The sequence below is a fragment of the Vibrio sp. CDRSL-10 TSBA genome, from assembly GCA_039696685.1.
Taxonomy (GTDB): domain Bacteria; phylum Pseudomonadota; class Gammaproteobacteria; order Enterobacterales; family Vibrionaceae; genus Vibrio.
In genome coordinates, this window is the sequence record CP155565.1 from 301004 (window position 1) to 325446 (window position 24443).

Annotated in this window: 22 protein-coding genes, 3 pseudogenes and 1 riboswitch; of the genes and pseudogenes, 17 read left to right on the forward strand and 8 right to left on the reverse strand. The window is 50.1% G+C overall.

The features are described 5' to 3' along the window. Window positions 1-162 (reverse strand): hypothetical protein, encoded by a 162-nt coding sequence (locus ABDK09_01465; GenBank protein ID XAW88107.1) that lies wholly within the window; start codon window positions 160-162, stop codon window positions 1-3. A gap of 220 nt (window positions 163-382) precedes the next feature. Beyond that, a pseudogene (yccS, locus tag ABDK09_01470) lies at window positions 383-2537 on the reverse strand (YccS family putative transporter). Window positions 2538-2800: 263 nt separating this feature from the next. Between yccS and helD the strand changes: the two are divergent. After that, on the forward strand, window positions 2801-4864 hold the full coding sequence (helD, locus tag ABDK09_01475) for a DNA helicase IV (protein ID XAW88108.1): 2064 nt from the start codon (window positions 2801-2803) through the stop codon (window positions 4862-4864). A 93-nt stretch (window positions 4865-4957) separates the two neighbouring features. Then, window positions 4958-5585: pseudogene (gene pncA, locus ABDK09_01480) on the forward strand (bifunctional nicotinamidase/pyrazinamidase). A 125-nt stretch (window positions 5586-5710) separates the two neighbouring features. On the opposite strand, the gene ABDK09_01485 reads toward pncA, so the two are convergent. From ABDK09_01485 to ABDK09_01500, 4 genes are all read right to left on the reverse strand, one after another. After that, on the reverse strand, window positions 5711-5989 hold the full coding sequence (locus ABDK09_01485) for an antibiotic biosynthesis monooxygenase (GenBank protein ID XAW88109.1): 279 nt from the start codon (window positions 5987-5989) through the stop codon (window positions 5711-5713). Between the two features lie 21 nt (window positions 5990-6010). After that, entirely contained in the window at window positions 6011-6466 is a 456-nt protein-coding gene (locus tag ABDK09_01490; protein XAW88110.1) for a methylglyoxal synthase, read from the reverse strand. 160 nt (window positions 6467-6626) lie between these two features. Then, window positions 6627-6848 (reverse strand): lysoplasmalogenase family protein, encoded by a 222-nt coding sequence (locus ABDK09_01495; protein ID XAW88111.1) that lies wholly within the window; start codon window positions 6846-6848, stop codon window positions 6627-6629. Further along, window positions 6814-7248 (reverse strand): lysoplasmalogenase family protein, encoded by a 435-nt coding sequence (locus tag ABDK09_01500; protein ID XAW88112.1) that lies wholly within the window; start codon window positions 7246-7248, stop codon window positions 6814-6816. The genes ABDK09_01495 and ABDK09_01500 overlap by 35 nt, the downstream gene beginning before the upstream one ends. Window positions 7249-7552: 304 nt before the next feature. Here ABDK09_01500 and ABDK09_01505 point away from each other — a divergent pair, with 304 nt between their 5' ends. Together ABDK09_01505 and ABDK09_01510 are read left to right on the forward strand one after the other, a co-directional pair. Then, window positions 7553-8440 carry an AraC family transcriptional regulator gene (locus tag ABDK09_01505; GenBank protein XAW88113.1) on the forward strand — a complete coding sequence of 296 codons (888 nt, stop codon included), beginning with the start codon at window positions 7553-7555 and terminating at the stop codon, window positions 8438-8440. 453 nt (window positions 8441-8893) lie between these two features. Further along, entirely contained in the window at window positions 8894-9826 is a 933-nt protein-coding gene (locus ABDK09_01510) for a homocysteine S-methyltransferase family protein (GenBank protein ID XAW88114.1), read from the forward strand. 204 nt (window positions 9827-10030) lie between these two features. Here the strand turns inward: ABDK09_01510 and glgC are convergent. Together glgC and ABDK09_01520 are read right to left on the reverse strand one after the other, a co-directional pair. Continuing rightward, window positions 10031-11272: pseudogene (gene glgC / locus ABDK09_01515) on the reverse strand (glucose-1-phosphate adenylyltransferase). Between the two features lie 135 nt (window positions 11273-11407). After that, the gene (locus ABDK09_01520) at window positions 11408-13249 is read right to left on the reverse strand and encodes a diguanylate cyclase (protein ID XAW88115.1); all 1842 of its coding nucleotides are present in this window, start codon (window positions 13247-13249) and stop codon (window positions 11408-11410) included. Window positions 13250-13665: 416 nt separating this feature from the next. On the opposite strand from ABDK09_01520, the gene ABDK09_01525 reads away from it, so the two are divergent. From ABDK09_01525 to ABDK09_01585, 13 genes are all read left to right on the forward strand, one after another. After that, window positions 13666-13950 (forward strand): hypothetical protein, encoded by a 285-nt coding sequence (locus ABDK09_01525; GenBank protein XAW88116.1) that lies wholly within the window; start codon window positions 13666-13668, stop codon window positions 13948-13950. A gap of 167 nt (window positions 13951-14117) precedes the next feature. Beyond that, window positions 14118-14288 carry a helix-turn-helix domain-containing protein gene (locus tag ABDK09_01530; GenBank protein ID XAW88117.1) on the forward strand — a complete coding sequence of 57 codons (171 nt, stop codon included), beginning with the start codon at window positions 14118-14120 and terminating at the stop codon, window positions 14286-14288. 205 nt (window positions 14289-14493) lie between these two features. Beyond that, a riboswitch (guanidine-I (ykkC/yxkD leader) is annotated at window positions 14494-14595 on the forward strand. A 65-nt stretch (window positions 14596-14660) separates the two neighbouring features. Continuing rightward, window positions 14661-15743 carry a putative urea ABC transporter substrate-binding protein gene (locus ABDK09_01535; GenBank protein ID XAW88118.1) on the forward strand — a complete coding sequence of 361 codons (1083 nt, stop codon included), beginning with the start codon at window positions 14661-14663 and terminating at the stop codon, window positions 15741-15743. Between the two features lie 35 nt (window positions 15744-15778). Then, the gene (locus tag ABDK09_01540; protein ID XAW88119.1) at window positions 15779-16600 is read left to right on the forward strand and encodes an ABC transporter permease subunit; all 822 of its coding nucleotides are present in this window, start codon (window positions 15779-15781) and stop codon (window positions 16598-16600) included. Between the two features lie 2 nt (window positions 16601-16602). Further along, window positions 16603-17394: an ABC transporter ATP-binding protein gene (locus ABDK09_01545; GenBank protein ID XAW88120.1), complete on the forward strand. Its 792-nt coding sequence runs from the start codon at window positions 16603-16605 to the stop codon at window positions 17392-17394. 10 nt (window positions 17395-17404) lie between these two features. Beyond that, the gene (locus ABDK09_01550) at window positions 17405-17665 is read left to right on the forward strand and encodes a DUF1989 domain-containing protein (protein XAW88121.1); all 261 of its coding nucleotides are present in this window, start codon (window positions 17405-17407) and stop codon (window positions 17663-17665) included. Window positions 17666-17696: 31 nt separating this feature from the next. Beyond that, window positions 17697-18143, forward strand: a complete 447-nt coding sequence (locus ABDK09_01555) for a DUF1989 domain-containing protein (protein XAW88122.1) — start codon at window positions 17697-17699, stop codon at window positions 18141-18143. Between the two features lie 12 nt (window positions 18144-18155). Beyond that, entirely contained in the window at window positions 18156-18794 is a 639-nt protein-coding gene (locus ABDK09_01560; GenBank protein XAW88123.1) for an urea amidolyase associated protein UAAP2, read from the forward strand. Between the two features lie 90 nt (window positions 18795-18884). Then, complete coding sequence (locus ABDK09_01565) at window positions 18885-19232, forward strand: biotin carboxylase N-terminal domain-containing protein (GenBank protein ID XAW88124.1); 348 nt, start codon at window positions 18885-18887, stop codon at window positions 19230-19232. Continuing rightward, the gene (locus tag ABDK09_01570) at window positions 19168-21447 is read left to right on the forward strand and encodes a 5-oxoprolinase/urea amidolyase family protein (protein ID XAW88125.1); all 2280 of its coding nucleotides are present in this window, start codon (window positions 19168-19170) and stop codon (window positions 21445-21447) included. Before ABDK09_01565 ends, ABDK09_01570 begins: the two co-directional genes overlap by 65 nt. Then, complete coding sequence (locus ABDK09_01575; protein XAW88126.1) at window positions 21401-22498, forward strand: carboxyltransferase domain-containing protein; 1098 nt, start codon at window positions 21401-21403, stop codon at window positions 22496-22498. The genes ABDK09_01570 and ABDK09_01575 overlap by 47 nt, the downstream gene beginning before the upstream one ends. Then, complete coding sequence (locus ABDK09_01580) at window positions 22495-23355, forward strand: amidase family protein (protein ID XAW88127.1); 861 nt, start codon at window positions 22495-22497, stop codon at window positions 23353-23355. The genes ABDK09_01575 and ABDK09_01580 overlap by 4 nt, the downstream gene beginning before the upstream one ends. After that, window positions 23327-24256 (forward strand): amidase family protein, encoded by a 930-nt coding sequence (locus ABDK09_01585; GenBank protein XAW88128.1) that lies wholly within the window; start codon window positions 23327-23329, stop codon window positions 24254-24256. Before ABDK09_01580 ends, ABDK09_01585 begins: the two co-directional genes overlap by 29 nt. Window positions 24257-24443: the final 187 nt, after the last annotated feature.

Here is a 24443-nt window from a genome sequence, read left to right on the forward strand (position 1 = left end):
TTAGGAAAACAGACTGACGATCGCGTCCATCTCTTCATCCGTTAATATCGTCGTCGGCTCATCGCTGAGTGAATGACGGATTTCACCTTGTAAAGATTTCAGCTGCTGAGGTGTCAGGAGTTTAAGCTGTGATTTAAGTTGTTCAAACTGGGTACTGTTCATTGTCGTATTCCGAATAACGGGTCTGTTGTGGCGCAACAGTCTTTGGTGTTCTTCTCCCATAATGGTCTTACTCAGGTAAGAACGGCATGACTAAAATTTAGTGTTTGCCAGCGGGTTTTTTGTCCGAAATCTGTTAATAAAACGCAAAAAGAGGCCTAATTTGGCCTCTTTAATAACGGAACGTGTTTAATTTAAATCAGTTGCATATTGAGCGGCTGGGTCAGTTAACCCGCACCGCGAACTTGCTGGCAAGTGAATGCAGTTCAGGCAACATGCGATAAATAAGGTGCAACTGCTGCAGCACCATACGTGCTGAGCTGTCATCCTCTTCGCGCCATTCCGACAGACGTTTTTCCAGCCCTTCAGAATTGATCGCACTGATGTCACATTCTCCCTCGCGGGTAAAGAGCTGCTGATACAAGACATCCAGATGTTTATGGATGGCACGATGCGAGTCGAGTACCAGTTGATGCACCGTTTCATCATCAATCCGGGTACGGTGCGCGCCCAGTGCGGAGATGTAACTCAGCAGCGCATGACTCAGGGTCAGAAAGCGATAACTTTCATCGGTAGCCGCGCGATACTTACCCGGTTCAGCCAGCATGTTACTTACGGCTGCTGCCAGAGAGGCATCCTGATTGTGCGCGTTACGCCGGGCGATGCGATAGGTCAGGTTGTCTTTCTTACCAATACGGTACTGACCGATAATCTGGTCCAGATACGTTTTATTGGCTTGGATCGTCTCAGCCATCACCTTGTGCAGACGTTTTGAGTGCCAGTCCGGCAAGATAAAGGCCACGGCAGCGACCGCTAAGCCGCAGCCGATCAGTGTATCGGCCAGACGGGGCAGGACCACCGCAAAACCTTCACCCAGTTGGTTAAAGCAAAACAGTACCAGCAGGGTAATAAAGCCGGTCGCATAACCATAGTTGTTAAGACGAAACGCAAAGAACATGACTCCGGAGAAGACAATGAAGACCAACTGGCTCTCCTGAGACGGGAAGAAGGTAAGCAGCGGTACCCCAATCAGCAGGCCGGCCAGAGTACCAATAATACGTGAGGTCAGCTTTTTACGTGTCGCGGCGTAGTTGGGCTGGCAGACAAACAAAGTCGTCAGCAGAATCCAGTAGCCCCGTTTCCAGGCCAAGCCCCTGTAAAATGCCGTAACCGAGAGTCAATGCTATCGACATCCGTACCGCGTGGCGAAACAGCAGCGAATCTTTATTCATGTTGGCTTTGATACGCAGCCACATTGATTTGAGCGTATGTGCTTCGGTATCGTCCAGTTCATCGTCTTCCGGTTTGCTCACGTCCGGGTTGCTCACGTTACTTAGCTGACGTTCAACGGTAGCAAGGTTATTGAACAGATAACCGAGCTGTGCGAGCAGCATTTTCCATTCCGGTTGTTTTTGTTGCTGAAGATAGGTCAGCGAAAGCTGAAGTTCATCCAATGCCAGCACCGAGTCACTGGCGTGCTCATAGTGGGCACCGATACGAATGGAGTGCGCAATGTCGCGACAGGCTTTGGCCTGGGTTTCGAGAAGATGTTTGAAGCGGAACATGACGTCTGTACGGCCAAAATGGTCTGCCAGCTCCTGATAGCGATAGTGGGTGGAACTGGCCCGCTCATGAATATCTTGGGCAACAAAATAGATTTTCAGAAAGCGGTCACTGGCACCGTCAACGTGGCCTCGCTTTGAGCGGGTCAGGAAAGTCGCTTTACACTGGTTCAAGGCACTGACGGTCGATGCGTTGAGGTTGGCTTCGGTAATACGGTGCGGTTGTGGCGCCAGGTTAGACACCGGATGAAACAGTTTGGATTTGGCATCAAGGTAGTTCGCTAACTGGACAAATACGTTCGCCAGATCCTGCTGCACCGGCTGAGTTGGCCACAGTGCATGCCAGAGCATAGAAACCAGGTAATACCAGGCAGAGCCGCTCAGCAACAGCAAAGGCTGGAACCAGATGTTGGTGCTTTGGTCTGCTCCGAGCATGGCATAAATGGCGATCAGCAGAGAGCCGAAAGCAATGCTGGCGTAGCGGGCTCCCATTGCGCCGAGCATGGTAAAACCAAACGTTGAAATAAACAGGCCGAGCGCAAACAATGCTGGTGTGTCGAACAGAATTTCAATTGAGAAAGAGGCCACAGCAAAACAGATAAATGTCAGCGAAATGGCTTTCAGGCGCCCGGTAAAACTGTCATCACGTTCTGCCAATGCAGCGGCGATTACGCCAAGGATCAGCGGCGTGACCCAGGTATTGAGGTTGTAATGCCAGGCCGGGATGACAACACCGAGTAAGGTGACCAGAATCAGGACACTATAGTTGATGGTTTTGTTAGCCCAGTAAAGACGAAGTTGATTGGTTAACTGCACTGTTGATCTACACGCCAGACGGAAAAGTGAGAGTGTAGCAGAAACCGGATGCTAAGAATCTGATCAAAAATAAAAAATCATTGGTTTTGCTGATAAAGTGAGACAAAGCGTGAGTGAATTTTGTCCGCAAAGCGGTGAATTGGCCGGCATACAGGCAGTAACAGAAGCAGGCGGCGTTGCGTGTGGCAACTTTGACATTAATTTTTCATAGCGACAGTGGTTTAAGTTATTATGGCCGCAACGAAACAGGTGAGTAAATATCCATGCAGCTAAGTGCAAAAAAGTCTGCACAATTTTTTATTTCTAACGAATATCATCAGGTAAAACTGGAGGACGAACTGGTTGTTCTCTCCTCCCATCTGAGCGAAGAGCGAATCCCGTTTAATATCTGGAATGGTCAGATCAAAGTCCATCGCGGTTTGCTGTGGGGCGCTTTACAGTTTTTCGCCCATGAAGAGCAGGGCATTCAGCGCTCATGGATGGTGCAGGGGTTACCCTGGCCCGATTGTCGCCATTTTGCTCATCAGCTGGTGAATCTGTATCAGCAATGGCACAACCGTCAGTGCCAGATGCTGGGTGAATACTTACCTGACTGGCAGCAGAAGCTGACTCAGTTACAGCGTTTACCCTCATTTCTGCCGCATTCGGCAGTGGATAACTGGGTCACCAACGTATTTGACGACCTGGCTAAAATAGGGATGACGTTAGAAGAGGCGCATCAGCGCCTACCTGAACATATTGAAAAACTGGCCCCTTGGTTACTCGACACCACACAGTCGCTGACCGAGCGCAATCACGATTGGATTGAAACTGAACGTCGCAACTGGGAAGTCTTGTTTTCGACGCTGGAATCTTCTGCGCTTAACTTGTCCCAGCAACAGGCCGTGTTGCTCAATGATGATCATAATCTGGTGCTGGCCGGAGCCGGCTCCGGTAAAACCAGTGTTCTCACTGCGCGAGTCGCTTATCTGCTGCAGAGCCACCTGGCTCGTGCAGAAGAGATTTTATTGGTGGCCTTTGGCCGCGATGCCGCTAAAGAAATGGAAGCGCGCCTGAGTGATAAAATTGGTCTGGCGGCCGAGCAGGCGCGGGTTAATACTTTCCACCAGCTAGGGCTCTATATCCTTAACCGGGTTGAAACTGAAAGCGTGGTGATTTCTCCGATCGTATTGGACGACAAGCTGAAAAAGGCGTGGTGTATTGACTGGTTAAAACGCCACTGGATGACACCGACTAATTTTAAACGTTGGCAAAAACACCTCACCAATTGGCCGATTGCCTACCTGGCAGGCGACGATGAGCTGGGCAGTCATGTTGAGAATCCTAAATTGATCGCCTGGCTCGAGCGTCAGCTGGATCAACTGGCGCAATTGAGCCTGTCGAAAAAAGAGATTCAGCAACAGTTGGTCGAACATCCGGACTACACTCGACTTAACAGCGAACTGGCACTGACCTGGCCGTGTTACCAAGCCTGGCAGCAGATGCTCAAAGAGACTAATCATATCGATTTCAACCTGATGATCAGTCGCGCTACTGACTACGTAAAGAAAGGTAAGTTCGTCTGTCCGTGGAAATTTATCATGATCGATGAGTATCAGGATATTTCACCGCCCCGGCTGGCTTTGATTCAGGCATTGTGTGAACAGAATGCGGATCAAACGAATCTGTTTGCCGTCGGTGACGACTGGCAGTCGATTTATCAGTTTGCCGGTTCGGATGTGGACTTAACCACGGACTTTTCCGCTCGTTTCCCGCACTCAACGGTACATTATCTTGATACTACCTATCGTTTTAACGATCAGATAGGTTCGGTAGCGAATCAGTTTGTTCAGCAGAATCCACATCAGTTGCCGAAGACGCTTAACAGCTTTAAGACCCAGAAACAAAAGGCGGTCTACCTGGCACCGAGCAGTAACGTGGAGAAGATCCTGGATCAGCTGAATCGTCAGGCGAATGGTATTAAGAGCGTGCTGCTACTGGGACGCAATCATTACCATAAACCTGAGTTACTGCGTGACTGGCAGAATCGCTACCTGTCACTCAAAATGGAATTCATGACCTGCCATGCCAGTAAAGGTAAAGAAGCGGATTACGTTATCGTCCTGGCGGTCGATGAAGGTCAGTTCCCGGCCAGGGTTAAAGCCATACATCTTGATGGCGCGTTAACACAGTCGGCGCACGATTTTGCCTATGCAGAGGAACGACGTCTGTTCTATGTCGCCATGACCCGGGCCAAAGAAAAAGTATGGGTCACGTTTAGCGGTAATGGCTCGACATTTGCGCAGGAATTAGCAGACGGTAACTATGCCGTTGTTAAGCAAAAATAGCCCTGGTATCGCTATGAGTAATGAATGGAGCACTTTGTGAGTGAGAAACTGTTTTGTGGGTAAGGAACTACTTTGTGACGAAGGACACATTTTATGAGTAAGGCACTGATTTTAGTCGATGTTCAAAATGACTTCTCCCCTGATGGAGCATTACCGGTTTCCGCAAGGCGATCAAATCGTACCTGTCATCAACCAACTGATCCCTCATTTTGAGCATGTGATTGCAACCAAAGACTGGCATCCGGCCGGACACGCCAGTTTTGCATCGGTTCAGGGCAAGCAACCTGGAGACGTGATTGATTTAAAAGGGATCAGTCAAATTATGTGGCCCGATCACTGTGTGCAGTTTTCAGACGGCGCAGAATTTATTGCCGGTTTAAACAGTGAGGCGATTACCCATACGGTTGTGAAAGGGACCAATCCGGATATCGACAGTTATAGCGGATTTTTTGATAATCAGCGTTTGCAAAGCACAGGTTTGAATGACTACCTCGCTGAGCAGGGGATCGATGAAGTGTTTATTGCCGGTCTGGCGACCGATTATTGCGTCAAGTTCACCGCATTAGATGCAGTCTCGCTGGGTCTTCGTACCTGGGTGATCAAAGATGCGTGCCGGGGAGTCAATATTGCCCCGCAAGATAGCGACGATGCTTTTCAGGCGATGCAGGATGCCGGCTGTGAACTGATTGCTTCATCGGTGTTCTTGGCGCAGCAGGTGTAACCAGTGACGACGATGGATGAATCTCTGTTACTCGCGCCAGAATACAACAAAGCCGCCTTTGGGCGGCTTTGTTGTATTTGTAAGACGACTGTGGCATCCGCGCTCAGGCAGAGCCGTTACAGTATTCAATCATTACTGATTTGGTAGTGTCTGGCGACATTGGCGGTGATTTTTCCCCACGCTGAGGCTTTGACCCGGGCTTGATGCTGTTCAAACGCGTTACGGTCGACAAACTCCTCATACACATCAAAACGATTTGGATTACCCGGAGTGGGAGTGACATCAAACACCAGACATCCGCTTTCGGCATGAGTCAGGCGCTTATGTTCTGCTAATGCCTGTTTTACTGCGGCTAAATCTTCATTCTCAACCACAATGTAGCCGCTTAGAGTCACCTTAGCCATTTAAATTCCTTGTGGTCACGTTCAGGTACGTTCGGCCAGGTACGCTTGATAATCCGGGATCTCAATATCGACATCCTGCGCCATTAACTCAGAATTAAACAGGAACTTAGCAGTTGCACGGTTCGTCGCGACAGGAATATTCCACACGCTGGCGATGCGCAGCAGAGCTTTGACATCCGGATCATGAGGGACGGCATTGAGTGGATCCCAAAAGAAAATCAGCACATCAATTTTGCCTTCAGAAATCAGAGCACCGATCTGCTGATCACCGCCCATCGGGCCACTGATCATACTGGTAATTTCAAGGCCGGTTTCTTTGCTCAGCATATGGCCGGTTGTGCCGGTTGCGTACAAGGCATGATGCTCCAGCTTGCTCTGGTTTTCTTTCACCCAGCGCAGAAGTTCGCCTTTGTAGTTATCGTGAGCAACCAGAGCCACATGCTTGCGCTGGGACATAGTACGCGTGGTCTTTTTCATTGATGACCTTCCTAATGTTTGATAAGTCTGTTGTTAAACTCAGATGTTAATAACCAAAACCGCATGTCTATTCAATGGCTTTTATCAAAAAAGGTGCGGTCGGGGTTGTTACAGATAACGAATTCAATATTCCGCGCCCGCTCAGGGCAAGAAATGATGGCTATAGCGTAATGACTGACCACGCCAGTAGGGCATGCGCGAGATAGTAACTCACCAGGACCGCCTGACGAGTGATGAGCGTTGAAGCCAAAAAACGGTTTCTGGCCCACATTAAATCGCACAACAGCAGCATGAAAGCACCCATGATAGCGAGGCTAGCCGACGTAGACTGGCTGCTGAGCCAATACTCAGCGCTCGAAGAACCCAAAGTTGCAATCACCACCAGATAGATCAGAAACCGGTACCATCAAGCGCTCCAGATTGGGCAGCAGCAAGAGGAAAGTCAGGATACCGAGTGCAAAAATGACCACAGGAATCCACCAGGTCACCGAACCGACCATGCTGATAAATCCTATCACATAGCAGGTGTGGGCAAGTAAATAGCCGGCGGAGGAGAGTCGGCTGGTGTCACCTGTCAGGGCGATAATAGTGTCAGCCAAAGCGGAGACCAGCAGACCGCTGCTCACACATAACGCTAACGGGGTAGTGGTGTCTGAGCTGAATAAAATGGCCGTTGCCATCAGTAGCAGTGGCAGTGGTTTGGTTAGTGAACACAACCAGCGTGGCCCACGCTCGTCAGAAAACAGTTGAATACAGGATACGATCAGAATACTTGGCCACATAAATATTTCCCGGTTAAGACACGGCGCGAATAAGCACATGAATAATAACAGGAATAGAATTATCAGAGTAGAGCTATTGCGTCATGGTCGTGCAAAGGGTGACCGAACACTCAGTGAGAAAAAATGGGGAAACAAGTTTCCCCCAAAACAGTGGACTTGGATCCGGATACGGATCGTAAAACTAAGGTGTGTATAATAATGTTCACCTTCTGGTTATTGAAGGTCAATTAGTGCAATTAAATTGCCTGATTCTACATTTTGTGGCAGATTGGAGCCCGTTTATTTAGGAAGTAAGTGGTAATCTATGACTGAACTGGCCGACCTGATGCAAAGGTATGTAGAGCAGTACTCGTTGTCGGATCTGGAAGGGGCAATTCAAACCGATATTCCCGGCGTGCATTTTTACCGTAGTGAGAAGGGTAACCCACGTCAGCCTTTTGTTTATCAGTCCGGTATTATCATTCTGGGTCAGGGTCACAAAGATATTCATATCGGGAGTAATGCTGTGCATTACGGACCGAATGACTATCTGGTGGTTGGGGTGCCCATGCCGCTCGAGTGCGAGGCGATCGTTGAACCCGGCAAGCCTTTGCTGGGACTAAGTATCGATATTGAACACTCTATCTTATTGAAACAGATCGATTTACTCGAACAGGCCGAATTTACGCCGGTCCACCAATGTAAAGCCAATCCGTGTGGTATTCAGGCGGTTGCGATGAATGCTGCGATGCTGAGCAGTTGCAAGCGAATCATGCTGGCTCTGATTGATGGTCTTGAAGCTCAGGTGTTGGGTACATCTTTGTTAGAAGAGATGATTTTCAGGGCATTGACCAGTTGTGAAGGGCACGTGCTGTTTGAATTGGCTTACCATGAGGGCCACTACGCCCGGGTTGCGAAAGCATTGAGTAAGGTTCATCGGGATTATGATCAACCGCTCACAGTGCAGGCTCTGGCTGAAGAAGCCAATATGAGCATTTCAGCCTTTCATCAGGCATTTCGCCGGGTCACAATGGAATCACCGTTGCAGTATCTGAAAAAGGTTCGCCTCAATAAGGCCAAAGAGCTTATTCACATTGAAGGGAAGCGGGTTAATGATGCTGCGCATTTGGTGGGGTACACCAGTACTTCGCAGTTTTCCCGTGAGTATAAACGTCATTTCAATGAAACGCCTCGCGGCATAAAAGCAGCCTAAAAGAGGAATCAAATTGGCTCAGATTTACTCTTTTCGTGCACTCTCTAAAGCGGGATACTAAAACTCCCCCGTACAAGGCACTAGTCAGCGAAAGTCGGTAACTTTCTGTTTGATAGTAAGAGACAAGTGCCTTGGACACAAAAAGCATGGTTATGCTTCTGATGTATTTACCCGTATTATTGTTCAATACGGGTTTTTTTTATCTGTTCCTTTTTTGGGACAAGACATAAATAGTCCCTTGTGGGTGAACTTTCTTTGAGAAATAAATGATTATGTTGACTATATTATCATTATGATTCCTGCCGTACGCTGCTCCGATAACTCGAGGATGGTCAGCCCAGCAGTGAAGTATAAGCATGGTTTGTCCACACCTTCAGGGATGATGTTCCCCGATTAGGAGGGGAGATGGCTAAATACAGATATGCATTACCCCAGCTTCAAGGTGGATTTTTTATGACAGATGGCGGCCTGGAAACGACGCTGATCTATCTGGAACATTTTGATTTACCTGTTTTTGCCGCTTTTATTTTGCTGCAAAATGAACAGGGAGAGCGAGCCCTAAGACGCTATTATGCCTCTTACGCCGAGATAGCCCGACGCCATGATGTCGGTTTAATTTTGGAAACGGCGACCTGGCGGGCCAATCCAGAGTACGGTGGACGTCTGGGATATAGCCTGGCACAGCTTGAAACGGAAATGCGCAAAGCCGTCAGTTTGTTACTTGATATTCGCCAGGAGTATGAATCGCCGCACACCCCGGTGGTAATCAGTGGTTGTCTTGGTCCGCGTGGGGATGGTTACAGCGTGCAGGAAAGGATGACCGCTCAGGAAGCCGATGATTATCACGATTTTCAAATCCACAGTTTTACCACTGCAGCTGCAGATCTGGTCACCGCGCTGACACTCACTTATGCCGAGGAAGCGATTGGCATTTCTATGGCGGCCAGACGGCACGCAATGCCGGTGGTGATTTCCTTTACGGTTGAAACAGACGGCCGTCTGCCGTCGGGTCAGTCGTTAGGTGAAGCGATTTGTCAGGTTGAACTCGATACCGATGCCTATCCGTCGTATTACATGATCAACTGCGCTCACCCGAGTCATTTCAGAGCCGCGGTCAGCGGTGGTGAACCGTGGGTAAGGCGCATACATGGCCTTAGGGCAAATGCCTCCGCGCTGAGTCATGCAGAATTGGATCAATGCACCAAACTCGATGATGGTAACCCGCACGAGCTCAGCCTTGACTACACACAGCTGATCAATAAGTCACTACGTCACGTCAACATTGTCGGCGGATGCTGTGGTACCGACACCCGTCACTTAGATCGAATTGTCGCAAGCTGTTTACCCGTTTACCGGCAAGGAAAGGGGGTTAAACCGTTAAGTTAAATAGTTAAAGATAAATAGTTGAATAGTTAACGGGGGAGTCGGGGAAATGGTTTCGCAGTCATAGACAGACAGCGAGTGTTGCGAGTTATACGTGCAGGCAGAGTACGTCAGATGGGATGGCGGTGAAGAGGAATCACCATGCGTGAATCCTCTCGACTGATTGCCGGTTACCATTTTAGTAACAGCGGCGATTCGTGGGCTCAGAAACTGGTAGCTTTCCGGAACGACCACTATGCCTTTTTCGGAAATACGGAAACGTTTCGCATCTTCAATCGGATTCAGTCCGATCTGAGTATGAGGCGGAATTTTTACGTGTTTGTCGATAATACAATTGACCAGCTGGCAACCGTCACCGACTTCGACATCGTCAAACAGAATACAATCAACAATGGTTGCACTATCGTTGATACGTACGCCGGATGAAATGACCGAGTGTTGCACGGAACCACCAGAGTTTACTACTCCGTTGGCGATAATGGAGTTGATAAAAATTCCCTCATTACCTGTGGCGGAGGAGACGGTCCGGGCTGGTGGCAACTGCGGTTCATAAGTCCGAATTGCCCAGTTTTTCTGGTACAGATTCATTGGCGGAACAGGATCCAGCAGGTCCATGTTGGCTTCATAGAACGAATCGATGGTACCCACATCGCGCCAGTAGTTATCTTTGGCAACCCGACCTTTTTCGTCACCAAACTGATAGGCATAGACGTTATTGTCAGGAATCAGTTTCGGGATGATGTCTTTACCAAAATCATGACTGGAAGCCTCATTCTCAGCATCTTCTTTCAGTACTTGTTGTAACACAGCCATGTCGAAGATATAGATCCCCATGGATGCCAGACTCCGGTCAGGCCGGTTTGGCATGGATGGCGGATCGCTCGGTTTTTCAATGAATGACGTGATGCGGTGTTCGTCATCAATCGCCATTACACCAAACGCCTTTGCTTCCTCGCGTGGTACATCCATACAGGCAATGGTCAGTGCCGCGCCTTTTTCACGGTGTTCATCCAGCATCGCGGCATAGTCCATGCGATAGATATGATCGCCGGACAGAACAACGACGTGTTTGGCATCGCTGCGCGACAGTAGCCACATGTTGTGGAACAGGGCGTCGGCAGTCCCTTCGTACCATTTACCACCTTTACGCATTTGTGGGGGGACCACAGTGATGAATTCGCCCAATTCAGGATTGAATATGGACCAGCCATCGCGTAAATGCTTTTGTAACGAGTGCGATTTGTATTGTGTCAACACCAAGATGCGACGTAACCCGGAATGCAGACAGTTGGTAAGTGTAAAATCGATAATACGGTATTTACCGCCAAATGGTACGGCAGGTTTAGCGCGGTCATCGGTTAGCGGGGATAGTCGTGAGCCGACACCACCGGCAAGCACGACTGCTAAGGTATCTTGCATCTTATTTCTCCCTAAATATGTGCAATTCATAACCATCTTAGAGAGTAGTACAAGTTTCACGCCAACATTGAAATTACTGTCGAATATGGGCTTTGGATTACATAAGTTCTCACTAATGCACTGGTTTGATGCAATATCGTGATTTTATATGCATCAAATTGGTGCTCAGGCGAAGTGCACCATTTCTGTGCTGGTGAGTACCGAGACCAGATTGCGTCCCGATGCTTTTGATTCATAAAGGGCCAGATCGGCTCTTTGATATACATCAGCGGTAGATTCCGTCACATCTGTAATTCCGCTGCTGATAGAAAGCTCGCCTTTGTGCTGATCAAAAATCGCGACCCGCAGGCGGTTCAATACCTTCTCAGCCTCTTCGAGCGAAGTGTGGGGCATAATAATGGCAAATTCTTCACCACCAATGCGTGAGATAAAATCCGATTCCCGCAGTTCGGTGCGCAGGCACTCGGCAACATTACGCAGAATCTCATCACCGCGCGCATGGCCAAATCTGTCGTTGATTCGTTTAAAGTGATCAATATCAACGATAGCCAGACAAGAATGCTCCTGCTCGGGATATCGTTTGACCCGCATACATTCGGACGAGAACTCCTGATCAAATTTACGTCGGTTCCAGATGCCCGTCAGACCGTCTTTCTCACTTTGATCGCGCAGCAGGTTTTCCAGCTCTTTACGTTGACTGATATCAACGAAGGAAGCGACATAAAACTGGATGACATCGTCATCATCGAGAATGGTCTGGATACGCAGGATTTCAGTGATTTCATGGCCGTTACGATGCCGGTTAACCACTTCGCCTTCCCAGGAGCCGTCCTCTTGCAGGGCTTTCCACATATTGAGATAAAACTCGTGATTATGTTTACCCGAAGCAAAAATAGACGGTTGTTTGCCCTTAACTTCATCAAATGAGTAGCCGCTTTGGTTAGTGAATTCACTGTTCACTTTGATAATGCGGTTGTTCTTGTCGGTAATCATGACCGCAGACATACCATTCATCGCCGCACGGGCGAGCTTACTTTCGATACTGTTTTTGTGATGGTTACGATTCCAGCAGATGAAGCCTAATGCAATCAGGGTGATAACAAAGAACATGGCATACATCTGCCACAACAAGCGGTTTTTACTGCTGCGGATAAGTGGCTGTAATGCCTTATCGTCGAAGCTTTCCAGTAGAATCAGCGGCTGAACGTTGGCTAACGTCTGGCCCTGGGAAATTGTAACAAAACTGAACCATTGATCCTGAGCAAACAGTGTCCCCTGCTGCGAACTTTCGATACTTTGCCATAACTCAGGCATTGTGAGGGCCAGATTGGTTGCCGGGGAGACTTCAATGTTCTGACGGTTGTCCAACGTCATCAAAACATCACCACGACTATTGAGCAAGCTTGGCAAACTGGCTGATGGATCGCTCCCGAACATTTGCTGATAGATGTATTCCAGACTGACTTCAGCGACCAGGTAACCAGCCCGTTCACCGTTGGAGTCTATCGGTGTAACAAAATACAAAACGGGGTGTTTTGAGGTCGCCGCCGGAGCGTCAGACTGATTGCTGCCGATTACAGCGATCTGCCCGGATTTGAGATGCTGTGCGGTGAGGAAATAATCGAACTGACTACGATTAACTAAACTGGCACCCGTGATGACGACGGCTGTGCCTTGGGTGTAATCAACGCGAATCGTTTCCTGACCGCTGCGATTAATGAATCCCAGGCTTGAATATGCGCCTTGGGTACGGGTCACTAACAGCCAAAAGTCCTGCACGGCCTCAATATTGAATTCATTCGGATTATTGACAGCGCGGTGAAAAACGCTGTTGTTGGTCAGAGTGGTAAAGGTTTTGTAGGCATCATTAAGTGAAGACACCAGTTCACGCTTGCTAAAGTCGAGCTTCACTCTCTGTTTTTGTTCCACCAATGCCAAAGCCTGACCCTCAAGCTTGGTCAACTCCTGAGCGAAGTAGAGCGCTGGTACAAATCCGATCACGCACATGACGAGCGCGAATTGACCAATGTATTTGGTGAACGTTGAAGGCATAGCGACTTAGATGAAAAATGAGAGCGACAGTATAGCGTTTCATAATGAGATGTCGCTTCCAAAACCTCCGGTTCGTGCGTTAGTTCAAACTAAAGTGTGCCTGATTTTTAAGCTAGTGTATGGCCGTTGCTCTAATGGATCAGGAAGTTGCGGGAAATATGGGAAAATTCCGGGCTACAGATATGGTGTAGGGTATTGTTGTTTAAAGAGATTTTAGACATATTATCCGGGTGTAAACTATAATAAGTAACGTGTCCTCACGTTGTGGCTGAATAGGGGCTGTTTTCCTACACTTAGCTGCCGCGTGGGCGGTATTTTTCCGCCAAAATGACAACGAAAAGCAGCTTAAACCAAGGAGAGAGGAGCTCAGTATGAAAGTCCTAGTAAAAGCGCTAAGCATGTTTTCTCTTTTGTTCTCGGTCCAGGTGTTTGCCAATGGTGCAATCGATGCGCTCAACGTCGAAGTGATTAAACAGACCATGACAGCCGAACAGATTCATTCTGCATTGAATCGCTGGAAAGAGAAAGAGATGACATTGGCCAATGATCAGGTTGAAGTCTTGTCCAACTACCTGCCACTCGACATGCGCCAGGCGATGGCTCGTGAACAGGTTGAGCAGGAGTATAGTCAAGCTTTAAATCTGCTTGAGCTATAGTGTAATAATGAGTATTCAATCTTTACCAATGTTGATTTTACTCAATAACGTTCAGGCCGTTTTATGTTTGAACAATAAAGCGAAGAAAGATGAATTAAATTTGGTTAAGGATTAGACGAATTTAATTTGAGCACAGTTAAGTCGCTATTTCTTGAGTTAATAATATTATGATTGGTGTCACAAAATTTCAGCAATTACTGTATAGCGATCAGAGTATTACCGAGATTGCATACGATGTCGGTTATCAGGACAGCAACTATTTTTCCACCCGGTTCAAATCCTTGTTCAGAGTGTCGCCGCGTGATGTGCGCGCAGGATGCGCAGCGCAAAGGTACTGACAGGCGAACCAAGATGGTGAATATGCACACCCATGGTGCCAGCAATGGTTTAATTTAGTGCAATAAACCTATTTTCTTGTTGGTTATTTGTATAACTAATTGTATTCAATGGTTTTTAATTTTTGGCATCTGTCTTGCTTTACTTAGTATGTTCTCAGCAAAGAGTCATAAACCAGTGAATTGAGGATCACTGCATACAATTTGATTAATAGACATCTAGGGTTCCGGCTAATCGACTGATTGGCGACTGGTCCGAGAGTTGTCAACCTCTTATGAGGTCACACGGCGGGACAAAAGCCCGGGAGGCCAACCAATTCATTGGTTATGTCTCTGCGCGCTTGTCAAACTGTGACCCACATTGGAGGTGGTTCTATGCAACACTCACTCAAACGTTCTCTTACCGCGATCGCCCTTTCAAGCTCTCTGTTAACTGCACCTTTCCTGTCTGCGCCGGTTATGGCAGAACAAAAAACCGATTTCACTGTCGCCTGGTCCATCTACGTGGGTTGGATGCCGTGGGATTATGCCAAGTACGCCGGCGTGCTGGATAAGTGGGGCGAAAAGTACGGTATCAAGATTAATCTGGTCCAGGTTAACGACTACGTTGAGTCAATTAACCAATTTACCGCCGGCCAGTTTGACGCTACCGTGATGACTAATATGGATGCGCTGACCATTCCTGCGGCGAGTGGGATAGATTCGACAGCCCTGATTGTCGGCGACTTTTCAGACGGTAATGATGGTGTGGTCCTTAAGGGAAATGACAAGACTTTACAGGATATCAAGGGCCAGAACGTGAACCTGGTTGAACTGAGTGTCTCGCATTACCTGATGGCACGTGCACTTGAATCGGTTGGCATGACTGAACGTGATGTGCAGGTGGTCAATACCTCAGATGCGGATATGGTCGCGGCATTCTCAACGTCGGATGTCACCACCACAGTGACCTGGAACCCGCTGCTGAGCGAAATCAAATCCCAGCCAGACACTTCTTTAGTATTCGATTCGTCAAAAATCCCCGGTGAAATCTTAGACCTGATGGTTGCCAATACCGAGACGCTGCAGGACAACCCGGCGTTGGGTAAAGCCCTGACCGGCGCCTGGTATGAAATCATGGGCCTTATGTCAGCCGACAGTGTAGAGGCTGATGAAGCTAAAACGTATATGGCCAAAGCTTCAGGTACCGACCTTCCGGGTTACAACGCCCAGCTCAAAGCGACCCACATGTATTTCAATCCACAGGATGCGCTGAATTTCACCAACAGCGATACGCTTAAATCGACCATGCAAAAGGTAGCGGAATTCTCCTTTGACCACGGCTTGCTGGGCGAAGGTGCGCCGGATGCCGGTTTTATCGGTGTCGAAACACCGGCTGGTGTTTATGGTAATCCGGACAACATCAAGCTGCGTTTTACCGCTCAGTACATGCAAATGGCCGCGCAAGGCAAGTTGTAATTTTCCGGTCTCAGACACTAGCTTCAGGAGTTGTTATGACGAAACTTATCAATCGTCAACCGTCGCGCTATAGCAAACTGATGCTGGGCTTACTGCCTTTCGTGATTTTGTTGTTCGTGTATATCACTGCATCAGACGCTCGTCTTGCTGCCAATCCGGCCGACAAACTGTTGCCGGCATTCAGTAGCTTTGTTGATGCGTTTGATCGTATGGCCCTGACGCCCAGCAAGCGGACCGGCGACTATGTTTTCTGGACTGACACCCTGGCCAGTTTGCAGCGTCTGGCGATGGGCGTTGGTGCCAGTGCTTTGTTCGGTCTGGCGATTGGTGTCGCGAACGGCATGATCCCGATGGTGCGTTCATCCCTGTCACCTTTAGTCACGGCGGCATCCCTGATTCCGCCGATGGCGATTCTGCCGATTCTGTTTATTACCTTTGGTTTGGGTGAAGTATCTAAAGTGGTGCTTATTTTTATCGGCATCTGCCCGATCATTATTCGCGATATGCAGCTCAAAGCCCAGTCGTTGCCGCAGGAACAGCTTATCAAAGCGCAGACCTTAGGCGGCAGCAGCTGGCAAATTATTGTGCGGGTGGTTCTGCCGCAAATTTTCCCGCGTCTTATCGAAGCGGTGCGCCTGACGCTGGGCAGTGCCTGGTTGTTCCTGATTGCCGCGGAAGCGATTGTCGCCACCGATGGCCTGGGTTATCGCATCTTCCTGGTGCGTCGTTACCTGGCAATGGATGTGATTCTGCCTTATGTACTGTGGATTACGCTGCTGGCGTTCAGCATGGATTGGCTGCTGCGCAAACTGTCCGAGAAAACCTGTCCCTGGTATCACCAGTCACAAGGAGAATAAGCATGCAGGACAAACAACCCATTATTGAAATCAAGCAGGTGTGGAAAGAGTACGGTGACAACATCGTGCTGGAGAAGCTTAACCTGAATGTGTATCCGGGCGATTTTGTCAGCATCGTCGGCGCGTCAGGCTGTGGCAAAACCACCTTGCTTAATATGCTGCTTGGCACCGAGCGTCACACCCGTGGTGAAATCCTGCTCGATGGCAAGCCTCTGTCCTCCGAGCCGGGTGTCGAACGTGGTGTGGTGTTTCAGAAATATTCGGTCTTTCCCCATCTGACCGCACTGCAAAATGTGCTGCTGGGTAAAGAGTTCGAGTCTCGTGGTTTGCTGACCTGTCTTACCGGGCGTGGCTTTGGGGCAGAGAAGCGTGCGGCAGTGCAAGAGGCCGCAGCCATCCTCAGGCAAGTCGGGCTTGGACATGCGCTGGATAAATATCCGCATGAACTGTCCGGCGGCATGCGACAGCGCTTATCGATTGCTCAGGCACTGATCAAGAAGCCGCGCATTCTGCTGCTCGATGAGCCATTCGGCGCGCTGGATCCGGGGATTCGCAAAGACATGCATAGCCTGATTAAAACCCTGTGGCACGAGCAACAACTTACGGTGTTTATGATCACCCATGATCTGAGCGAAGGCTTCCATCTTGGTAACCGTTTGTGGGTGTTTGACCACGTACGCAAGGATGAGCAGGCGCCGGAGCGCTACGGAGCACAGGTCACGTTTGATATTGATTTGAAAAAACAAAACGAGGCAGAACAACTGCCTGAATTTATGAATAAAAAGATTGCATAGGAGGAACGCGATGTTATCTGAAACCGCTATTTTTACCGATACGATTCCTGGTGCTGCGCACTGGTCGATGGTGATTCCGAAAGGCCATGTGCTGCGTGCTACAGATCTGGAGGGCGGCGCTAACCTGAGCATGTTGTTTTACAACCCGACCAATCTGCTCGAGCGCTACAACGCTCCGGATACACTAAAAGGCCAGCATACCTTCAAACTGACTGCCGGTCATTGTCTCTATTCGGATATGGGCCGCGTGTTTCTGCTCCATCGTACGTGATGACACCCAGTGGATTGACTCGGTCTGCGGTGTGGCCAACAAGCAAAAAGTGAATGAAAAGTGGGGCCCCCGCGACTATCAGCAAGACCGCAACCAGTGGAAACAGAATGGTTACGATGCGCTGTTGGTGGAAGTGGCGAAATATGGCCTGGGTCAGCGCGATCTGGCGGCGAATCTTAACCTGTTCAGCCGGGTGAAAACGGATGCGGAAGGTAACCTGCAGTACGTTGTTGACCACAGCAAAACCGGTGACAGTATTGAACTGCGTTTTGAGATGGACACTCTGGTGGTGCTGACCACTTGTCCGCATCCGATGAATCCGGCTCAAGAGTATCCGTTTAAAGCGGTTGAACTGGCGCTGTTTGCTGCGGATCCGGTCACCAGTGAGGATGCGTGCCTGAACTCGCGTGAAGAAAACGGTCGTGGCTTTGAAAACAACCGCCGTTACCACGTGCATGCCGCGTGCAGTCATCATTAAGGAGGAATTGAGATGATCGTTGAAAGTCAATTTGAACCACAAGACGCGATTCGCCGCGACATCGTACCGGCAGGAGATTACTACATGAAAGTGGTAAAAGCCGGTCAGACGGTACGCATTCTCGATCTGGAAGGTAATCAGGCCGCTGATACCCTGTTTTACAGCGCCGAAGATCCGGCCGAGCGTTACAGTGCCATCGATACCATTCGTGAGCAGGGTAATGTCTATCTGACCGCCGGAACGCGCATTTTGTCGAATTTCGGCAATGAAATGCTGACGATCGTCGCAGATACCTGCGGCCGTCACGATACGCTGGGCGGTGCCTGTGCCACTGAGAGTAACACCGTGCGCTACGCGCTGGAGAAAAAGTGCATGCATGCGTGTCGCGACAGTTGGTTACTGGCGGTCGCTGAAAACGAAGAGTTCGGTATGAGCAAGCGCGACATTACCCATAATATTAACTTCTTTATGAATGTGCCGATCACTGAGCAGGGCGGCCTGACGTTTGAAGACGGCATCAGCGCGCCGGGCAAATATGTGGAGCTGAAAGCGGCCATGGATGTGATTGTGCTGATTTCGAACTGCCCGCAACTCAATAACCCATGTAATGCCTATAACCCGACCCCGGTCGAAGTACTGGTGTGGGAATAAACTAAGCGCATCCTGCCAAGAGTCGGGGACGACCCCAGCTAAGACTCTGAATTTTTTCCGGGACGACCCGGACGAGAATTGGAATCGTCTATGTTTAATAAGGTACTTATTGCCAACCGCGGTGCTATCGCGACACGAGTTATCCGCACTCTGAAAAAACTCGGCATCACCAGCGTGGCTGTCTACAGCGAAGCTGACGCACAAAGTCTGCATGTCACTCAAGCCGATGAAGCCTACTCACTGGGCCAAGGCGCAGCAACGGACACTTATCTAAATCAAAATAAAGTCATTGCGATTGCCAAACAAGCAGGCGCTCAAGCCATTCATCCCGGCTACGGATTTTTAAGTGAAAACCCGGATTTCGTTGAACTGTGTGAACAGAAACGGTCTGGTTTTTCTCGGCCCGACACCAGAGCAAATGAATGTGTTTGGCCTTAAACACTCGGCACGTGACATTGCCCAAAAATCGGGTGTGCCTCTGCTGCCGGGCACAGGGCTGCTGCAGGATAAACAGCAGGCACTGCAGGAGGCCGAGCGCATCGGTTATCCGGTGATGCTGAAAAGTACTGCCGGCGGCGGCGGTATCGGCATGCAATGCTGCCATGACGCACAAGCGTTGGCGGCGGCGTTTGATTCGGTCAAGCGTCTGAGTGAGAACAACTTCAGCAATGACGGCGTGTTTGTCGAAAAATTTATTGAGCGTGCCCGCCATATCGAAGTACAAATCTTCGGTGACGGTGAAGGTAACGTGGTTGCTTTAGGTGAACGGGATTGTTCGGCGCAGCGCCGCAATCAGAAAGTAATTGAAGAAACTCCGGCACCTCACTTATCCGACGCAACGCGTCAGGCGCTGCAGGACACCGCGGTGCGCCTGGCGAAAGAGGTCAGTTACCGCAATGCCGGTACGGTTGAGTTTGTCCTTGACCAGTCTGATGAAGCCTTCTATTTCCTGGAAGTCAATACCCGTCTGCAAGTGGAACACGGAGTGACCGAGCAGGTGTTTGGCGTCGATCTGGTGGAGTGGATGATTCGCCTCGGCGCGCAGGATTTGCCAACTGAAGAGCTGCTGGCACCCAGAGTGCCACACGGCCATTCAATCCAGGTGCGCCTGTATGCCGAAGATGCCAACAAGAATTTTCAGCCTTGCGCTGGTTTGCTGAGCCATGTTGAATGGCCGCAAAGTGAGGGCGTACGCATTGAACACTGGATTGAAGCCGGGGTGGAAGTGTCACCATTTTTTGATCCTATGCTGGCGAAAATCATCGTGACGGCAGAGTCGCGCCCGGCAGCGCTGGCGAAAATGAGCGCGGCGTTAGGCAAGGTTTCAGTGTACGGCATCGAACATAACCAGAGTTATCTGAGCCAGTTGATTGAATCACCTGTAGTGCAAAGTGGTGAAGTGCTGACCCGTTCCCTCAATGATTTTCACTATCAGCCAGCTTCCGTTGATGTTATCAGCGGCGGCACGCAAACCACGATTCAGGATTATCCGGGTCGTAACGGTTACTGGCATATTGGCGTTCCGCCATCCGGTCCGATGGACTCACTCAGTCTCCGTCTTGGTAACCGCCTGCTTGATAATGATGAGGCTTGTGCCGGCCTGGAAATGATCATTTCCGGCCCGACGCTGAAATTCAATCAGATGCAGGCTTTCGTACTGACCGGTGCACAGATTGATGCCAGCCTGGATGGTGAAGCGGTGGCCATGGGTTGTGTTACCTTTGTCAAGGCCGGTCAGACCTTGAAACTGGGCTACATCAAAGGCGAAGGCGCGCGCAGCTATCTGTTGCTGGCGGGTGGCGTGCAATGTCCGGATTATCTGGGCAGCAAATCGACCTTTACTCTGGGTCAGTTTGGCGGTCACGCCGGGCGCGCAATTGTTGCCGGTGATGTGTTACATCTACTTGATTCTGCCACATCGGCACAACCACAAGCCGTTTCTGCAATCCTGCCGGCGATGCAGTCCGAATGGCAGGTGCGGGTGATTTACGGCCCGCACGGCGCGCCGGACTTTTTCACCGATGAAGATATTGATGCCTTTTTCTCTGCGACCTGGAAAGTGCATTTTAACTCCAGCCGCACCGGTGTGCGCCTGATTGGCCCGAAACCGAACTGGGCACGTCAGGATGGCGGCGAAGCGGGTCTGCATCCGTCCAATATTCATGATAACGCGTATGCGGTCGGCACGATCGACTTTACTGGTGATATGCCGGTGATTCTGGGACCGGATGGTCCGAGTCTCGGCGGTTTTGTCTGTCCGGCGACCATCATCAAAGCGGACCTTTGGAAAGCAGGCCAGTTCAAGGCGGGTGACAAAATTCGCTTTATCCCGGTGACCGTGGAACAAGCCGAACAGGCAGAGCGTGCGCAACTGAGTGGCATAGAGGCTTTGACGGTTGAAGAGATGGCACTGCCTGCGGCAAAGCTCGAATCACCGGTGATCAAAAGTCTTTCCAAAGCTGTATTCGGCGAGGACGTTGTCTATCGTCCGAGTGGTGAAGACTTCCTGCTGGTGGAATATGGCCCGCAAGTGCTCGATATCCGCCTGCGTTTTCGCGTGCACGCACTGATGATGAAACTGGAGGAGATGGAGATCGACGGAGTGAATGAACTCACTCCGGGGATTCGTTTCGCTGCAGATCCATTACGATAACCTGATTCTGCCACGTGCTAAATTATTGCAATACCTTGAAAAAGTGGAAACACAGCTGACCGATATTGATGAGCTGACCGTTCCTGCACGCGTGGTGCACATCCCGCTCTCCTGGGATGATGAAGCAACCCGTCTGGCGATTCGCAAATATGATGAAGTGGTGCGTAAGAATGCACCCTGGTGCCCGGACAACATTGAATTTATCCGCCGCATCAATGGCCTCGACTCTGTCGATGAAGTAAAGCAGATTGTGTTTGACGCCAGCTACCTGGTGATGGGGCTGGGCGACGTTTACCTTGGCGCTCCGGTTGCCACACCGATGGATCCGCGTCATCGCCTGGTGACCACCAAGTACAATCCGGCCAGGACCTGGACGCCGGAAAACGCAGTCGGTATTGGCGGCGCGTATTTATGTGTCTATGGCATGGAAGGACCGGGCGGCTACCAGTTTGTCGGCCGTACCCTGCAGATGTGGAACCGTTATCGTCAGACCAAAGAGTTTTCACAGCCATGGTTACTGCGCTTTTTTGACCAGATTAAATTTTATGAAGTGAGTGCGAAAGAGCTGCTGGAGATTCGCCGTAAACATCCGCTGGGCCAATATCCGCTCAAGATAGAAGAAACCACTTTCTCACTGGCTGGCTATCAGGCGCTGATTGAAGAGCATCATGAAGAAATCGATGCCTGTAAACGTCGTCAGCAGACCGCATTTGAAGCCGAGCGTCAGCGCTGGGTTGAAAGCGGACAGGCCAACTTTGTGGTCGAAGAGGCAGAGGAAGAAGAACAGGCTCAATTGATTCTGGATGAAGGCCAGACTCTGGTTGAAAGCCATGTCGCCGGTAACATCTGGCAGTCGCTGGTAAAAACCGGTGATCAGGTCCGGGCCGGTCAGGTGATCATGATCCTCGAAGCGATGAAAATGGAGCTGGAAGTGGTGGCGTCTGAATCGGGCGTGATTGAACAATTATGTGCTGAGCAGGGGGCACAAGTCAGTGCCGGCCAGCCTTTAGTGATTATTAATACGCAAGCGGCTGAAGGAGTCCACGCATGAATACTCCGATTACGATTGACCAACTTCTGAGCGCTTACCGCAGCGGTGAGCTGACAGTACGCGATTTTTTAACCCAGCAATGGCAACTGGCGCAACAAGATACGCATAACAGCTGGATCTCATTGCTGTCGGAAGGGCAGCTGGCTACCTACATCAGTCATCTTGAAGGGCAAGACAGCCAGGCATTACCTTTGTATGGGGTTCCGTTTGCCGTTAAAGATAATATCGACCTAGCCGGTCTTGCGACCACAGCCGGTTGTGAAGCCTTTGCTTATCAACCGCAGCAGTCTGCATTTGTGGTCGACTTACTGATTAAAGCCGGAGCGGTACCGCTCGGTAAAACCAATCTGGATCAGTTTGCCACCGGTCTGGTGGGGGCGCGCAGCCCGTGGGGCGCAGGTAAAAACAGCTTTGACCCTGAGTATATCTCCGGCGGCTCCAGTGCGGGGAGTGCCACAACGGTGGCACTTAATCAGGTTTATTTCTCGCTGGGTACTGATACGGCCGGATCCGGTCGTGTTCCGGCGGCATTTAACAACATCGTCGGTCTCAAGCCGACCAAAGGCCTGCTTAGTTGCAGCGGTGTTGTACCGGCCTGCCGCACGCTCGACTGTGTGACGTTCTTTGCTCGCAGTGCAGGAGATATACAGGTACTGCTTGATATCGCAGCCGTATACGATCCGCAGGATTGCTACGCACGGCAGGATGAGCCTCAGGTATTGCCAACCCGGTATCAAGGGCTGAAAGTGGGTGTGCCACGTGACGACCAGCTGGCGTTTTTCGGTAACCAGGCCTATCAGCAACAGTTTCGCACAGGCCTTGCAACGCTTGCAATTATTGGGCGCGGAGCTGGTTGAATTTGATCTGCAGCCTTTCCTTGATGCAGCCAGGTTACTTTATCAGGGCCCTTGGGTTGCAGAGCGTTATGCGGCAATCCGAGCGTTTTTTGAACAGGACCGCTCGCGTTGTCTGCCGGTGATCGAAACTATCATTGGCGGAGCGGTTAACTATTCTGCAGCCGACACCTTCGAGTACATGTATCAGTTACAGGCTTATAAAGTGCAATGCGATCGTTTGCTGGCTGAGGTCGATGTGGTCGTTACGCCGACCGCTGGCAGTACGTATACCATCGCTGAGGTAGATGCGAATCCGATTGAGCTCAACAGTCATCTTGGTTATTACACTAACTTTATGAATTTGCTCGATTATACTGCTTTGGCTATGCCGGCAGGTCTCACAGAGACCGGTATGCCGTTTGGCATTACCTTGTTTGCCCCGGCGTTTAGTGATCGCAGCCTGCTGCAACTGGCGGAGCTGTGGCAGAGTAACACCTGTTTGCCTTTGGGGGCTACCGGGCAGTTTTTACCACAGGACGAACGGGTTGATCTGCTGGTATGCGGAGCGCATATGCAGGGCTTACCACTCAACCATCAATTGACCAACGTTGGCGCTGTGCGTAAAAGCCAGGGCCAGACAGCGGCGAAGTACCGTATGTACGCGCTGGCCGGCGGGCCTCCGTACCGACCTGGTCTGGTGCGGGACGAAGAGAATGGTGAGTCGCTCAACATTGAAGTGTGGTCTTTCCCCAAGTATGCGTTAGGTGAGCTATTGACCCAGATTCCACATCCGCTCGGACTGGGAAAAGTGGAGCTTTCGGATGGCAGCTGGGTCACCGGGTTTATCTGCGAGGCGGTGGGTATGGTCGGCGCCGATGACATTACGTCATTCGGTGGTTGGAGAGAGTATCTGGCCGAATAACGGCTGCTGATCAGATTTTGCAGCCAGATTTTGAAAAAAACTGTTAGTTAATTTTCACTATGAAGCCCGCGTTTACGCGGGCTTCATTTTTTCCATCCGCCTAAAAACTAAAACCGGACCAGCGGATAAGGGGACCTATTTGCTAGTGTAACCATCTTTGCACAGTGTAATCGAGATTCGGGATTTA

Excerpts from the sequence above, each read along its gene's own strand:
- ABDK09_01565 (XAW88124.1), top strand. The coding sequence starts at position 18,885 with ATGTTTAATAAGGTACTTATTGCCAACCGCGGTGCTATCGCGACACGA.
- ABDK09_01575 (XAW88126.1), top strand. The coding sequence starts at position 21,401 with ATGAACTCACTCCGGGGATTCGTTTCGCTGCAGATCCATTACGATAAC.
- ABDK09_01550 (XAW88121.1), top strand. The coding sequence starts at position 17,405 with ATGTTATCTGAAACCGCTATTTTTACCGATACGATTCCTGGTGCTGCG.
- ABDK09_01510 (XAW88114.1), top strand. The coding sequence starts at position 8,894 with ATGACAGATGGCGGCCTGGAAACGACGCTGATCTATCTGGAACATTTT.
- ABDK09_01560 (XAW88123.1), top strand. The coding sequence starts at position 18,156 with ATGATCGTTGAAAGTCAATTTGAACCACAAGACGCGATTCGCCGCGAC.
- ABDK09_01535 (XAW88118.1), top strand. The coding sequence starts at position 14,661 with ATGCAACACTCACTCAAACGTTCTCTTACCGCGATCGCCCTTTCAAGC.
- ABDK09_01465 (XAW88107.1), bottom strand. The coding sequence starts at position 162 with ATGAACAGTACCCAGTTTGAACAACTTAAATCACAGCTTAAACTCCTG.
- ABDK09_01530 (XAW88117.1), top strand. The coding sequence starts at position 14,118 with ATGATTGGTGTCACAAAATTTCAGCAATTACTGTATAGCGATCAGAGT.
- ABDK09_01485 (XAW88109.1), bottom strand. The coding sequence starts at position 5,989 with ATGGCTAAGGTGACTCTAAGCGGCTACATTGTGGTTGAGAATGAAGAT.
- ABDK09_01500 (XAW88112.1), bottom strand. The coding sequence starts at position 7,248 with ATGTGGCCAAGTATTCTGATCGTATCCTGTATTCAACTGTTTTCTGAC.
- ABDK09_01490 (XAW88110.1), bottom strand. The coding sequence starts at position 6,466 with ATGAAAAAGACCACGCGTACTATGTCCCAGCGCAAGCATGTGGCTCTG.
- helD (XAW88108.1), top strand. The coding sequence starts at position 2,801 with ATGCAGCTAAGTGCAAAAAAGTCTGCACAATTTTTTATTTCTAACGAA.
- ABDK09_01525 (XAW88116.1), top strand. The coding sequence starts at position 13,666 with ATGAAAGTCCTAGTAAAAGCGCTAAGCATGTTTTCTCTTTTGTTCTCG.
- ABDK09_01545 (XAW88120.1), top strand. The coding sequence starts at position 16,603 with ATGCAGGACAAACAACCCATTATTGAAATCAAGCAGGTGTGGAAAGAG.
- ABDK09_01580 (XAW88127.1), top strand. The coding sequence starts at position 22,495 with ATGAATACTCCGATTACGATTGACCAACTTCTGAGCGCTTACCGCAGC.
- ABDK09_01520 (XAW88115.1), bottom strand. The coding sequence starts at position 13,249 with ATGTGCGTGATCGGATTTGTACCAGCGCTCTACTTCGCTCAGGAGTTG.
- ABDK09_01505 (XAW88113.1), top strand. The coding sequence starts at position 7,553 with ATGACTGAACTGGCCGACCTGATGCAAAGGTATGTAGAGCAGTACTCG.
- ABDK09_01540 (XAW88119.1), top strand. The coding sequence starts at position 15,779 with ATGACGAAACTTATCAATCGTCAACCGTCGCGCTATAGCAAACTGATG.